The sequence below is a fragment of the Inquilinus sp. CA228 genome, assembly GCF_052078665.1.
GTDB lineage: Bacteria > Pseudomonadota > Alphaproteobacteria > DSM-16000 > Inquilinaceae > Inquilinus.
Map to the genome: position 1 here is coordinate 14,483 of NZ_JBQJIK010000094.1, position 12,772 is coordinate 27,254.

At 70.1% G+C, this 12,772-nt stretch carries 15 protein-coding genes; 7 read left to right on the forward strand and 8 right to left on the reverse strand.

All coding sequences use genetic code 11. The features are described 5' to 3' along the window. Window positions 1–2: 2 nt before the first annotated feature. The 5 genes from ACTOWL_RS32960 to ACTOWL_RS32980 form a co-directional block, all read right to left on the reverse strand. Window positions 3–611 (reverse strand): inositol monophosphatase family protein, encoded by a 609-nt coding sequence (locus ACTOWL_RS32960; protein ID WP_441325529.1) that lies wholly within the window; start codon window positions 609–611, stop codon window positions 3–5. A 13-nt stretch (window positions 612–624) separates the two neighbouring features. Next, window positions 625–1,197 (reverse strand): DUF1993 domain-containing protein, encoded by a 573-nt coding sequence (locus tag ACTOWL_RS32965; RefSeq protein ID WP_441325530.1) that lies wholly within the window; start codon window positions 1,195–1,197, stop codon window positions 625–627. Between the two features lie 34 nt (window positions 1,198–1,231). Next, window positions 1,232–1,837, reverse strand: a complete 606-nt coding sequence (locus ACTOWL_RS32970; RefSeq protein ID WP_441325531.1) for a HutD/Ves family protein — start codon at window positions 1,835–1,837, stop codon at window positions 1,232–1,234. An 84-nt stretch (window positions 1,838–1,921) separates the two neighbouring features. Next, window positions 1,922–2,146 (reverse strand): hypothetical protein, encoded by a 225-nt coding sequence (locus ACTOWL_RS32975; RefSeq protein ID WP_441325532.1) that lies wholly within the window; start codon window positions 2,144–2,146, stop codon window positions 1,922–1,924. An 11-nt stretch (window positions 2,147–2,157) separates the two neighbouring features. Then, a complete protein-coding gene (locus ACTOWL_RS32980; RefSeq protein ID WP_441325533.1) occupies window positions 2,158–2,895 on the reverse strand; it encodes a 2OG-Fe(II) oxygenase in 738 nt (245 codons plus the stop codon). Between the two features lie 223 nt (window positions 2,896–3,118). Between ACTOWL_RS32980 and ACTOWL_RS32985 the strand changes: the two genes are divergently transcribed. Beyond that, complete coding sequence (locus ACTOWL_RS32985; protein ID WP_441325534.1) at window positions 3,119–4,270, forward strand: vWA domain-containing protein; 1,152 nt, start codon at window positions 3,119–3,121, stop codon at window positions 4,268–4,270. A 2-nt stretch (window positions 4,271–4,272) separates the two neighbouring features. On the opposite strand, the gene ACTOWL_RS32990 is transcribed toward ACTOWL_RS32985, so the two are convergent. Continuing rightward, window positions 4,273–5,079: a helix-turn-helix transcriptional regulator gene (locus tag ACTOWL_RS32990; RefSeq protein ID WP_441325535.1), complete on the reverse strand. Its 807-nt coding sequence runs from the start codon at window positions 5,077–5,079 to the stop codon at window positions 4,273–4,275. 106 nt (window positions 5,080–5,185) lie between these two features. Between ACTOWL_RS32990 and ACTOWL_RS32995 the strand changes: the two genes are divergently transcribed. From ACTOWL_RS32995 to ACTOWL_RS33010, 4 genes are all read left to right on the forward strand, one after another. Then, on the forward strand, window positions 5,186–6,646 hold the full coding sequence (locus tag ACTOWL_RS32995; RefSeq protein WP_441325536.1) for an MFS transporter: 1,461 nt from the start codon (window positions 5,186–5,188) through the stop codon (window positions 6,644–6,646). A 74-nt stretch (window positions 6,647–6,720) separates the two neighbouring features. After that, window positions 6,721–7,329, forward strand: a complete 609-nt coding sequence (leuD, locus tag ACTOWL_RS33000; protein WP_441325537.1) for a 3-isopropylmalate dehydratase small subunit — start codon at window positions 6,721–6,723, stop codon at window positions 7,327–7,329. A gap of 57 nt (window positions 7,330–7,386) precedes the next feature. Further along, the gene (gene leuB, locus ACTOWL_RS33005; RefSeq protein ID WP_441325538.1) at window positions 7,387–8,502 is read left to right on the forward strand and encodes a 3-isopropylmalate dehydrogenase; all 1,116 of its coding nucleotides are present in this window, start codon (window positions 7,387–7,389) and stop codon (window positions 8,500–8,502) included. A 330-nt stretch (window positions 8,503–8,832) separates the two neighbouring features. Further along, a complete protein-coding gene (locus tag ACTOWL_RS33010; RefSeq protein WP_441325539.1) occupies window positions 8,833–10,203 on the forward strand; it encodes an OmpP1/FadL family transporter in 1,371 nt (456 codons plus the stop codon). 137 nt (window positions 10,204–10,340) lie between these two features. On the opposite strand, the gene ACTOWL_RS33015 is transcribed toward ACTOWL_RS33010, so the two are convergent. Further along, entirely contained in the window at window positions 10,341–10,673 is a 333-nt protein-coding gene (locus tag ACTOWL_RS33015) for an Mpo1-like protein (RefSeq protein WP_441325540.1), read from the reverse strand. A gap of 145 nt (window positions 10,674–10,818) precedes the next feature. Here ACTOWL_RS33015 and ACTOWL_RS33020 point away from each other — a divergent pair, with 145 nt between their 5' ends. Then, window positions 10,819–11,847 (forward strand): aspartate-semialdehyde dehydrogenase, encoded by a 1,029-nt coding sequence (locus ACTOWL_RS33020; RefSeq protein ID WP_441325541.1) that lies wholly within the window; start codon window positions 10,819–10,821, stop codon window positions 11,845–11,847. Between the two features lie 165 nt (window positions 11,848–12,012). Beyond that, window positions 12,013–12,222, forward strand: coding sequence for a hypothetical protein (locus tag ACTOWL_RS33025; protein ID WP_441325542.1), 210 nt, complete (start codon window positions 12,013–12,015; stop codon window positions 12,220–12,222). Here the strand turns inward: ACTOWL_RS33025 and ACTOWL_RS33030 are convergent. Beyond that, window positions 12,203–12,772, reverse strand: a 570-nt coding sequence (locus tag ACTOWL_RS33030) for an adenylate/guanylate cyclase domain-containing protein (RefSeq protein WP_441325543.1), incomplete at its 5' end; no start/stop codon positions are given. The genes ACTOWL_RS33025 and ACTOWL_RS33030 overlap by 20 nt on opposite strands.

The window sequence follows — 12,772 nt, forward strand, 5'->3', positions numbered from 1 at the left end:
TACTAATGTGCGGCGCAGCGCAGCCACGAGCTGACGGCGACCCGCGGCAGGTTGCGGTTGACCGTCGAGCGCAGCGGCTCGGGCAGGAAGTTGGTGCCGATCACCGCGTCCATCCGCGCCACCGGCACCGGCGCGGCCACCCGCAGATCGGCGGGCGGCCGCGCCTCGCCCGCGATCCAGGCGCCCTCTCCCCGCAGCGCGAAGGCGGTGTCGCCGCACACCGGGTCGTGGATGGCGCCCAGCGCGACCTCGCCCCGGACCGTCGCCGCCGCCATCACCCCGAACAGCGGCAGGCCGGCGACGAAGTTCCGGGTGCCGTCGATCGGGTCGATGATGAAGGCCAGCTCGGCGCCGGCGATCCGGCCGATCAGGCCGGGATCCGTCTCCGCCGCCTCCTCGCCGACGATCAGGGCGGTCGGGAAGCGGGCGCGCAAAGCGGCCGAGATCGCCTGCTCGGCGGCCTCGTCGGCATCGGTGACGACGTCGAAGGCCGAGGTCTTCTGCCGCACCTGCCCGTCCCGCAGCCGCTGGAAGCGCGGCATGATCTCGGCCCGGCCGGCCTGGGCAAGGATCTCGCCGATGGCGGCGGCGTCGTGACGGGTGAGCGGCATCGGGACCTGCGGCCTAGGGAAGGCTCGAATACACCGGCGGCCCTTCGAAATCCTGCTTGCCGAGGTCGATGCCGGCATGGCGCAGGATGGCGTAAGCCATGGCGATGTGGAAATGCAGGTTCGGCAGGGCGTAGTGCAGCAGGAAGGGCAGGCCGGCGAAGCGGCGGGTGCGGCCGCCCATGGTGACGTCGATCCCCCGCGCCTCGGACCCGTCGATCTGCTCCGGCCGCAGCGTCTCGAGGGTGGCGATGGCGGCATCGAGCCGGGCGGCCAGCTCGGCAAAGCTCGACGCGGTGTCCGGGAAGCGGTGCTGGATGCCGCGGTTGAACACGGCGAAATCCTCCGCCTCCGGGTCGGGCAGCGCCAGGCCGGCCAGGCGGGACGCGGCGCCGCGGGCGCCGTCGGCGGCGATCTGCACCTGGCGGTGCAGCGGGAACATGTCAGGCGCCAGCCGGGCCTCCAGCAGGGTCGCCGGATCGAAGCCTTCGCGGACCGCATGCGCCTCCGCCTTCCTCAGGATGCCGGCGCAGTTGCCCAGCATGCGGACGAACACCGGCACCGAGGCCTGGTACATCGAGATGGTCATGTGCTCTCCCTCGACGGCGGCCCCGGCCCAGCCGCTACCGCGGCCTGAGGGCCACGGCGTAGACCAGGCTGTCGGCCTCGGCGCCGCGGAGATGCGGGGCGCGGTCGTCCTCGTCGGTGATCACCGCGGTCTCGCCTTCGGTCACCGCCAGGTGGCGGCCGATGTCGATCACCGCGGTGCCGCGCAGCACGGTGAACAGCCAGACCGACGCCGGCTCCAGCACCGCGTCGGCGTCGTCCAGCGCCGCCACCCGGTGGTCGATCTGCAGCGAGCGGTCGGCGATGACGTTGAGGTCGCGCACCGGCCCGGCCAACAGCCTGCAGCTGGTCGCGGCCTCGCCGTCGAAGTCGAAGGGCTGGTAGGGCCGGTCGATGCGGATCGTGCGCGGCGGGTCGCCGGGCTTGGCGCCAGGCTCGGCGATGGTCAGCTCCATGCCCTGGCCGGACAGCAGCATGATGGTGCGGCAGCAGCCGGGGAAGGTGGAGAAAGGGCCGTCCGCCTCGACCTCGGCCAGGCTCAGCCGCCAGCGGAATCCGGCGGGGCTGTCGGCAGGCTCGAACGCGATCTCGGCCGTCCGGCCCCCGCCGTTGCGCCAGGGCATCAGTCGGTGCTGGGCGGGCGGGATGATGCGGTTGGGCATGGGCGGCGCGACCTCGGGCAGCAAAGGCCGAATCATACCATAGGACGAGCCGCGTCCATCCGGGATCGCATCACCCCGCCCGCATCATTTGCCGTCGTGAGGGCAGCCGTCGGGGCGGGGCTTGGGGCCGCGGCGGTCGGGCGGCACCTTGCAGTTGTCGACGCGCTGTTCGTCGCTGGCCTTGTCGCCCAGCCGCTCCTTGACGGTCTTCACCGGCGTACCCGCGGGGGCGGGCGCGCCCTGGGCCGGGGCGCCGGCGGTGCCCAGGGCCAGCGCCAGTCCCATGACGGCGCCGCGGAGAAGGATCATTTGCCCCTCCCTCATCTGGCGTCATGGAAGATGATGCCGAGCGTGTGCCGCTGGCCGCTGCGCAGCCGGCTGACACCGTGGCGGAGATTGACCCGGTAGTCGCCGCGGGTGCCGGCGACCGGGCGGTGGTGCACGGCGAAGGCGACGCCGTCGCCCTGGCGCAGCGGCACCACCTCCGGCCGCGACTGCATGCGCGGCCGCTGCTCGGTCAGCACGAACTCGCCGCCGGTGAAGTCGCGGCCGGGCTCCGACAGCAGGATCGCGACCTGCAGCGGGAAGGCGAGGTCGCCGTACAGGTCCTGGTGCAGGCAGTTGAAGTCGCCCGGCTCGTATTGCAGCAGCAGCGGCGTCGGCCGGGTCTGGCCGGCGGTGTGGCAGGCCTTCAGGAAGGCCTCGTGCCGCTCCGGATAGCGGGTGTCGATGCCCATGCGCGCGTTCCAGCCATTGGCGACCGGCGCCAGCCGTGGGTACAGCGCGGCGCGCAGCCCGGCGATCGGGTCGGGCAGGGGGTAGGCGAAATACTTGTACTCGCCGCGGCCGAAGCCGTGCCGGGCCATCACCACCCGGCTGCGGAACGGCCCCTCCTCCGGGTACAGCGCGGCGATGGCGCGGCATTCCTCCGGCGTCAGCAGCGCCGGCAGCACCGCCGCGCCGTGCTGGTCCAGTTCTGCGGCCGTGTCATCCCAGTCGATCCCGGCCACCCGGTCGGCGGGAAGGGTGTCGTCAGGACGGAGTGCGGTGCGGGGCATCGGTCGGCTCCTTGTCGCTGTCATGACAGCAAGGTGGCGCGTCCGGTTCCGGCGGGCACTCCGGCTCTTGCGGTCAAATTGCGGCAGGACCCGTCCCCTGGCACAGGACCGTGGCCGGATTGCGGAGGACACGGCTTCGTTCCGCCCCGGAAACGACTTGGCCCGGGCCGATACCACCCCGACGAACCCGGCCGAGGGGCCGGTTACCTCAGGGGAGAGTGCCATGTTGAAGCGTCTGACCGACTGCAGGGCGCGGCCCGTCCTGCACCTGGTCCGTGACCTGCTGCTGGGCACCGCGCTGGCCGCCACGCTGGCGGCGCCGGCCTGGGCCGCCCAGGGCCAGTTCCGGCCGCGGGTCGAGGTCGCCTTCGTGCTCGACACCACCGGGTCGATGGCCGGGCTGATCGACGGCGCCAAGCGCAAGATCTGGTCGATCGCCACCAGCATCGTCGAGACCAATCCGGATGCTGAGATACGCATGGCCCTGGTGATCTACCGCGACCGCGGCGACGACTATGTCGCCCGCACCTACGACCTGACCGCGGACATCCAGGGCCTGTACGGCGACCTGCTGCAACTGCGCGCCGATGGCGGCGGCGACTGGCCGGAATCGGTGAACGAGGCGCTGCACGCCTCGGTCAACAAGCTGCGCTGGAGCCAGGACCAGGCCGTGCGGAAGATCGTCTTCCTGGTCGGCGACGCGCCGCCGCACATGGACTACGGCAACGCCCCGAAATACCCCGAGGTGACGGCCGCCGCCCGCCGCGCCGGCATCGTGGTCAACGCGGTGCAGGCGGGCGATGCCGGCGACACCCGGCAGATCTGGCAGGACATCGCCCAGCGCGGCGCCGGCCGCTACATCCCGATCCCGCAGGATGGCGGCCAGGTGGTGATGATCGAGACGCCCTATGACGGCGACATCATCATCCTGCAACGCCGGATCGACGCCACGGTGATCCCCTACGGCTCGGCCGGGCAGCAGGAGAGCCTGCGCGGCAAGATCGAACAGCGCGCCGCGGCCCCGGCCTCGGTGCAGGCCGACAATTCCGGCTTCTACAGCAAGCGGACCGGCCGCAGCGAGGTGGTGACCGGCGCCGGCGACCTGGTCGCCGACATCGCCGCCGGCGCCAAGTCGCTGGAGGCGGTGCCGGAGAACGAGCTGCCGGAGGTGCTGCAGGGCAAGTCGGCGGCCGAGCGGCAGGCCTATGTCGAGCAGCAGCGGACCGAGCGCGCAACGCTGACGACTCAGATGGCGGAGCTGGTCGGGAAACGCGATACCTACATCGCCGCCGAGCAGGCCAAGCAGGGGGACACGGCCTCGACCGACAGCTTCGACCGGGCGGTGGAGGAGACGCTGCAGATCCAGCTGCAGTAGGGCTACGCCCGCGGCACAGGCGTGTAGGTCACCATCCGCAGGTCGGGCGCGCCCTCGACGGTGAAGGTGGCGTGGGCGAATTCGAGCAGGCCCAGCGTGTCGTGCCGGATCCGCTTGATGCCCTCGCTGCGCTCGGCCACGTCCTGGCCGGGCCACCAGCGGCGGAATTCCGGGCTGGCCGCCTGCAGCGCCTCGACCAGCGCGGCGAAGGCAGGGTCGCCGCCGGCCCGGCTATGGTCGAGGCGGAACTTGGCCAGGACGCGGCGGGCATCCGCCTCCCAATCCACCATCAGCCGGCGATAGCACGGATCCGTGAACACCAGCCACAGGCCGTTGCGCTGCGCCGGCGGGATCGGCGCGTAGTCGCCGAACAGCGCGGCGGCCGCGGCGTTCCAGGCCAGCACGTCCCAGCGCGCCGTCTTGATGTAGGCGGGGTTCGGCAGGGTATCCAGCAGCGCCTGCAGGATCGGCGAGACCGTGGGCAGGCCGGGCGTCGGATGTGGCGGCGGGTGATGCTGCGCCAGGGCGTAAAGGTGCTGCCGCTCGGCCGGGTCCAGCCGCAGCGCCCGGCACACCCGCTCCAGGAAATCGGCGGAGACCTGGATGGCGCGGCCCTGCTCGAACCAGGTGTACCAGGTGACGCCGACCCCGGCGAGCTGGGCCACCTCCTCGCGCCGCAGCCCCGGCGTGCGGCGGCGGGACCCGGCGGGCAGGCCGACCTCGTCCGGGCTGGTGCGGGCCCGGCGGTCGCGCACGAAGTCGGACAAGGCGCGACGGTCTGCGGTGCGCTGCAGGGCGAAAACCGGCATAGGCTGTTGCTGCCACTAATAGGATAAGAACTTATCTTTTCCTATTATAAGCTATCCCCCAATCTCTGTCGCGGGCGGACTGCCGGTCCGCCGATGGAGATCCCGCATGACCGATGTGCCCTATCCCGCTGCGGCCGCGCGCCCGGCGATCCCGGCGCGACTCTGGCTCGGCCTGGCCGTGATGCTGATCGGCCCGTTCATGACTGTGATGGATGTGATGATCGTCAATGTGGCGATCCCCGGCATCCGGCGGGGGCTCGGCGCCAGCTTTGCCGAGGTCGAGCTGGTGGTGGCCGGCTACGGCCTGGCTTATGCGGTGGCGCTGATCACCGGCGGGCGGCTCGGCGACCTGTTCGGCCGGCGGCGGATGTTCATCGCCGGGCTGGCCGGCTTCACCGTCACCTCGGCCTGCTGCGGCCTGGCGCCGACGGCCGAGACGCTGATCCTGGCCCGGCTGCTGCAGGGCGGCGCCGCGGCGGTGCTGTTCCCCCAGGTGTTCGCGCTGATCCGCGTCACCTTTGTCGAGCCGCGGGCGCGCGCCACCGCCTTCGCCGCCCTCGGCGTGGTGCTGGGGCTGGCCTCGATCACCGGGCAGGTGCTGGGCGGCGTCCTGGTGGCGGCCGACCTCTGGGCCCTCGGCTGGCGGCCGATCTTCCTGGTGAACATCCCGATCGGCCTACTGGCGACCCTGGCGGCGGCGCGGCTGATCCCGGCGGACGAAGTGTCGGCCGGGCAGCGGCTCGACGGCGCCGGCGTCGCCCTCAGCGCGCTTGGCCTCGGGCTGCTGCTCTATCCGCTGATCGAAGGACGCGAGGCGGGGTGGCCGGCCTGGTCCCTGGCCATGCTCGGCGCCGCCGTGCCGGTGCTGGCCGTGTTCGCACGGCACCAGCACCGCAAATCACGCCGGCAGGCCTCGCCGCTGCTGCAGACCCGCCTGTTCCGCGATCGCACCTTCACCATCGGCGTGCTGCTGGCGCTGGTGTTCTACTCGACCCTGAATTCGCTCTACCTTGCCTTCGCCTTCCTGGCGCAATCCGGGCTCGGCCGTTCGCCGCTGGCGGCTGGGCTGGCTTTCTCTCCGGCCGGCATCGTCTTCATGGCCGCCTCGATCGCTGCCGGCCGCATCGCCCCCGAACGCCGGCGCATGGTGCTCGCCGCCGGTGCCGCGATCTCGGCCGCAGGCCAATTCGCCGCCGCTGTCACGGCGCTGCTGGCCGTGCCGCTGCAGGTGGAGGATCTGATCCCGGCGCTGATGCTGCTCGGCCTCGGCCAGGGGCTGCTGCTGACGCCGCTGCTCAACACCGTGCTCGGCGGCATCCGCGACGGTGACATCGGCTCCGCCTCGGGCATGCTCAGCACCATGCAGCAGGTCGGCGGCGCCTTCGGCGTGGCGGTGGTCGGGATCCTGTTCGCCGCGGTGCTCGACCGGGCCCGTGCCGCCGGGGCGGGCGAGGCTGTCGCCTATGCCCGCGCCTTCGCCGCCGCGGCCGGCTTTGGTGGGCTCGGCAGCCTGGTCACCCTGGGACTGCTCTTCGCCCTGCCGCAAATTGCACCGCGGGGAGGGTGACGATTCCGCGCTTTGGGCCGGCGGCCGGCTGTGGCATGACTCGCCCGTCCTCCCCTTTGAGCACAGCCGCCGCCATGCAGCCCTTCACCACGCTCACCGCCGTCGCAGCGCCGCTGCCGATCGTCAATGTCGACACCGACATGATCATCCCGAAGCAGTTCCTGAAGACGATCAAGCGCACCGGCCTCGCCGCCGGCCTGTTCTACGAGCTGCGCACCGACGAGCAGGGCAACCCGAAGGATTTCGTGCTCGACCAGCCGGCCTATCAGAAGGCGCAGATCCTGGTCGCCGGCGACAATTTCGGCTGCGGCTCGTCGCGCGAGCACGCGCCCTGGGCGCTGCTGGACTTCGGCATACGCTGCGTCATCGCGCCGAGCTTCGCCGACATCTTCTACAACAACTGCTTCAAGAACGGCATCCTGCCGATCGCCCTGCCGCAGGAGCAGGTCGAGCTCTTGATGAAGGACGCCGAGAACGGCGCCAACGCGACCGTCACGGTCGACCTGGCGACGCAGGAGATCACCCGGCCGGACGGCCAGAAGCTCCGCTTCGACCTCGACCCGTTCCGCAAGCACTGCCTGATCAACGGCCTCGACGACATCGGCCTGACGCTGCAGCAGACGAGCGAGATCGACAGCTTCGAGGCCAAGCGCAAATCGGCCCAGCCCTGGCTGACCGCCTGAGCCGCCGGGCTTCCCCCTCCGTTCCCTTCCTCCAACTTCGCTGAAGGTCGTTTCCCCATGGCTGCCAACAAGAAGCTCCTCGTCCTGGCCGGTGACGGCATCGGCCCGGAGGTGATGGGCGAGGTCAAGCGCGCCGCCCAGTGGCTGGGTAGCCACCGCGCGGTCGGCTTCGACATCGACGAGCAGCTGGTCGGCGGCTGCTCGATCGACGCCAACGGCGTGCCGGTCACCGACGCGACGATGGAGACGGCGCTGGCGGTCGACGCCGTGCTGCTGGGCGCGGTCGGCGGGCCGAAATGGGACGGCGTCGACTTCTCGATCCGGCCGGAGGCGGGCCTGCTGCGCCTGCGCAAGGATCTGGAGCTGTTCGCCAATCTCCGCCCGGCGCTGGTCTACCCGGCCCTGGCCGACGCCTCGACCCTGAAGCGCGAGGTGGTCGAGGGCCTCGACATCCTGATCGTGCGCGAGCTGACCGGCGGCGTCTATTTCGGCGAGCCGCGCGGCATCACCGACCTCGGCAATGGCGAGCGCCGCGGCATCAACACCCAGGTCTACACCACGTCGGAGATCCGCCGCGTCGCCGCCGTGGCCTTCGAGCTGGCGCGCAAGCGCGGCAACCGGCTGTGCTCGGTCGAGAAGATGAACGTCATGGAATCGGGCCGGCTGTGGCGCGAGGAGGTGACCAAGCTGCACCAGGAGCAGTATTCGGACGTCCAGCTCAGCCACATGCTGGCCGACAACTGCGCCATGCAGCTGGTGCGCAACCCCAAGCAGTTCGACGTCATCGTCACCGACAACCTGTTCGGCGACATGCTGTCGGACGAGGCGGCGATGCTGACCGGCTCGCTCGGTATGCTGCCCTCGGCCTCGCTCGGCGCGCCCGACGCCGCCGGCCGGCGCCGCGCGCTGTACGAGCCGGTGCACGGCTCGGCCCCGGACATCGCCGGCCAGGGCAAGGCCAACCCGATCGCGACGCTGCTCAGCTTCGGCATGATGCTGCGCTACAGCTTCGACCTCGGCGCCGAGGCCGACCTGCTGGAGGCGGCGGTGTCCGACGTGCTCGACCGCGGCATCCGCACCGCCGACATCGCCGGCACCGGCGCGACGCAGGTGGTCTCGACCGGCGACATGGGCACCGCGATCCTCGAGGCGATGGCTGCTCGGTCGCGTTAACCTCTTCTTGGGTATTTGTGCAGTGCAACAGGGCGGGACCGTTGGCCCCGCCCCTTTTGTCTGGCATTTCGGCAGTCCCGGCGCATTACCGAATCAATTTTATGCGATTCGCGCCGGTTGCCGCTGTGGATAGTTCCGACTGTTCTTCCCGGTGGCACTTTTTTCGGCCGGTTGACGTAGCGTCCGGCTGGGTTCTGCCGCTTCGAAGGTATTCAATCTCATCGAGACCTTGAACAGTGCTTGACGGCGCCGCCGACTTTGGCGTGACGTAACTGTTACAAGCGCAACATTGCGCAACAGATCGGTCACGGCCGGGGGGGACATGCCGAGATGAAGCAGGGGATTTCGCGTCTGGCGTTGGGGGTGGCGGCGATGTCCGCCGGGGCGGGGCTCGGGGCCGGGGCGGCGAATGCGGCCGGCTTCTTCATCCAGGAGCAGAGCGTGACCGGCCTCGGCCGCGCCTTCGCCGGCGGGGCCGCCGCGGCGGACGACGCCAGCACCATCTTCTTCAACCCGGCCGGCATGACCTTCCTGAAATCGGGTGAGGTCCAGTCCGGCGGCAGCCTCCTGATCCCGGATTCCGAGCTGAAGGACGACGGCTCGACCATCGACTATCCCGGCATCGCCGCCGCCGGGGTGCCGAACCGGCCGCCGGGGCCGATCTCGGGCCACAGCAAGAGCAACAACCCCTACGACCCGACGCTGGTGCCGCACGGCTATGTCGCGCTGCCGGTGCCGAACACCGACAACCGCCTCTGGGTCGGCGTCGGCCTCGGCGCCCCCTTCGGGCTGGAGAGCGAGTACAACAGCAACTGGTTCGGCCGCTACGACGCCACCAAGACCCAGCTGCTGGTCTACAACTTCTCGCCCACCGTCGCCTACCGGGTGAACGACTGGCTGTCGATCGGCGGCGGCATCGACATCTCCTATGCCTGGGCCAAGCTCGAGGGCGCCGTGCCGAGCCCGTTGGGCGGCCTGCCGACGCCGTTCGGCGGGGATGGCGACCTGACGATCAAGGGCGAAAGCTGGGCCGTCGGCTACAACATCGGCGCCATCGTGCAGCCGGTCGAAGGCACCCGCATCGGCGTGCATTTCCGCTCCGGCGTCGACCACATGCTGGACGGGTCGGCCAAGCTCGACGGCCTGACCTTCCCGCCCGGATTCCCGTCGGCGAATTTCGCGACCGACGGCCGCGCCAAGCTGAACCTGCCGCCGATGCTGTCCTTCGGCATCCGCCAGGAGGTCACGCCGCAGATCGCGCTCCTGGCCGGCGCCACCTGGTACGGCTGGTCGTCGTTCCAGGAGATCCGGGTCACGCGCGCCGACGGCGGCGACGACCTGGTGAACGCCCAGCGCTACCAGGACACGCTCGGCGTCTCGATCGGCGGCGAATACTATTGGAACGACGACCTGACGCTGCGCGCCGGATTCCAGTACGACCCGACGCCGACCAAGACCGGCTTCCGCTCCAGCCGCACCCCGGACGGCGACCGCTACTGGCTGTCGGCCGGCCTCAGCTACGATTTCATGGAGAACATGTCGGTCGACTTCGCCTACACCCACATCTTCATCGACGGCCGCAACATGGATGCGCAGCGCGACTTCTATGAGGGCACGCCGATCGAGACGCAGGTGTCCTACAACGCCGGCAACAGCAGCGGCGTCGACATCCTGGCGCTGGGGCTGCGCTATCGATTTTAACGGCACGTTCCGTCCCCCACACTGTCATGCTCGGGCTTGACCCGGGCATCCAGGAATGTCGATGCCACTCTGGGTGGTCCCTGGATTGCCGGGTCAAGCCTGGCAATGACAGTTGAGGTAGGCCGGGATCGCAGCCTTTACGGCTGCACCCCCGCCCGGCGCAGCTCGTCGCCGAGCCGGCCGGACACCCACAGACCGTACATGCGGACGTCGCTGAGCAGCGACCACAGCGGGTGGGTGAAGGTCGCCGGGCGGTTGTGCTCGACGAAGAAATGGCCGATCCAGGCGAAGAGATAGCCCGACACCAGCGCCGCCAGGAGCCACCACCAGCTGCCGGTGACGATCAGCAGGAGCAGGCACAGCAGCGCCAGGCTGGTGCCGATGAAGTGCAACGCCCGCGTCCGCGGCCGCGCGTGCTCGCGCAGGTAATAGGGCCAGAAGGCGGAATAGCTCGGCAGCCTCTCGGCCATCTCCGTTCCTCCCTTGTCCAGCGCCAGCCGTCCCCTGACGGCATGATCGCCGCGCATGATTCGCATGGCTGTGCCATTGCGCCCGGATCGGCATACATTCTACCGAGTGCATCCCTTTCAGCAATCGAACAGCCGGATTACGGATATGGGCTATCGGGTCGCGGTCATCGGAGCCACCGGCAATGTCGGTCGCGAGATGCTTTCCATCCTCGCCGAGCGGGAGTTCCCGGTCGATAAGGTCGTCGCGCTGGCGTCGGAGCGCTCGATCGGGCGCCAGGTCTCCTTCGGCGAGGACGACATCCTCGACGTGCAGGATCTCTCCAAGTTCGACTTCAAGGGCATCGACATCGTGCTGTCCTCGCCGGGCGCCAAGATCTCGGCGGTGCACAGCCCGCGCGCGGCCAAGGCCGGGGCGGTGGTGATCGACAACACCTCGCATTTCCGGATGGATCCGGACGTGCCGCTGGTGGTGCCCGAGGTCAACCCGCAGGCGATCGCCCAGTTCAACCGCAAGGGCATCATCGCCAACCCGAACTGCTCCACCATCCAGTTGGTGATGGCGCTGCGGCCGCTGCACGCGCTGGCCAAGATCCGCCGCGTCGTGGTCTCGACCTACCAGTCCGTCTCCGGCGGCGGCAAGGAGGCGATGGACGAGCTGTTCAACCAGACCCGCGCCGTCTTCGTGAACGACCCGATCGTGAAGGAGAAGTTCACCAAGCAGATCGCCTTCAATGTCATCCCGCACATCGATTCCTTCATGGATGACGGGTCGACGAAGGAGGAGTGGAAGATGATGGTCGAGACCAAGAAGATCCTCGACCCCGCGATCAAGGTCGTCGCCCATTGCGTGCGGGTGCCGGTCTTCATCGGCCATTCCGAGATGGTGAACATCGAGTGCGAGAACCCGATCTCCGCCGGCGAGGCGCGGGCCGCGCTGAAGCGGGCGCCGGGCATCGCGGTGGTCGACCACCGGCAGGATGAGGGCTATGTCACCCCGGTCGAATGCGCCGGCGAGGACCAGGTCTTCGTCAGCCGCATCCGCGAGGACGTCACGGTCGAGAACGGCCTGTCCTTCTGGGTGGTCGCCGACAATCTGCGCAAGGGCGCGGCGCTGAACGCGGTCCAGATCGCCGAGATGCTGGTCAAGGACGGCCATCTGCGCAAGGCCGCCTGACACCGTCCGACGACCGTCGCGGAAGGGGATCCCGGCCGGGATCCTCTTTCGTTTTATGCCGAGCCGATCTTCCTAATCCTTTTGGTTATCCGTCCGTTCCGATCTGGACAATTTTATCTAATTTCCATAGATAGGGATGGTGTCCCCCCTTTTGCGGAACGGCGCATGAGCTGTCTGACCGTCCATGAGCTCGAGCTGTCCGCCCGGGTGTTGCTGCGCCGGCACGGCCCGGGCGCGCCGGACGAGGCGCGCCGCCAGGCCGAGACTTGCGCGCCCGGCGGCGAGCGGCACTGGGTGGCGACCTGGCTGGTAATCGCCGAGCTCTGCGAGGAACTGCTGGCGGGTGCCGGCCCGGTCACGCATCCGGCAGGGTGAAGACGGCGCAGGGCGCCGCGATGCCGCGCAGCGGGTGCTCGCCCAGCGGCACCAGCGGCGCCGCGGTCTCGGCGGCGAGCGCGCCGGAGATCAGCACCGCCCGGCCGAGCGGCCGGCATAGCCCCTCCAGCCGGCTGACCAGGTTGACCGCCGGGCCGATGGCGGTGAAGTCCAGCCGGTCGGCGGCGCCGATATTGCCCCACATCATCTCGCCCAGATGCAGCGCCGCGCCGAACGGCAGCGGCGGCCGGCCCTGGGCCTGCCGCGTGGCGTCGAGATGGGCCATGCCGGCGCGGGCGGCGGCGACCGCGCGCAGCGCCGCCTCGCAGGCCTCGCCGGCCTCGGCCGGGGTGCCGGTGACCGGGAAGATCGCCAGCAGCCCGTCGCCCATGAACTTCAGCACCTCGCCGCCGAAGGCGTGCACCGCCCCGGCGATGCGGTCGAACCAGGCGTCGAGCGTGGCGATCACCTCGGCCGGCGCCATCGCCTCGGACAGGGCGGTGAAGTCGCGCAGATCGGCGCAGAGCAGGGCGGCGCGGATGGTCTCGCC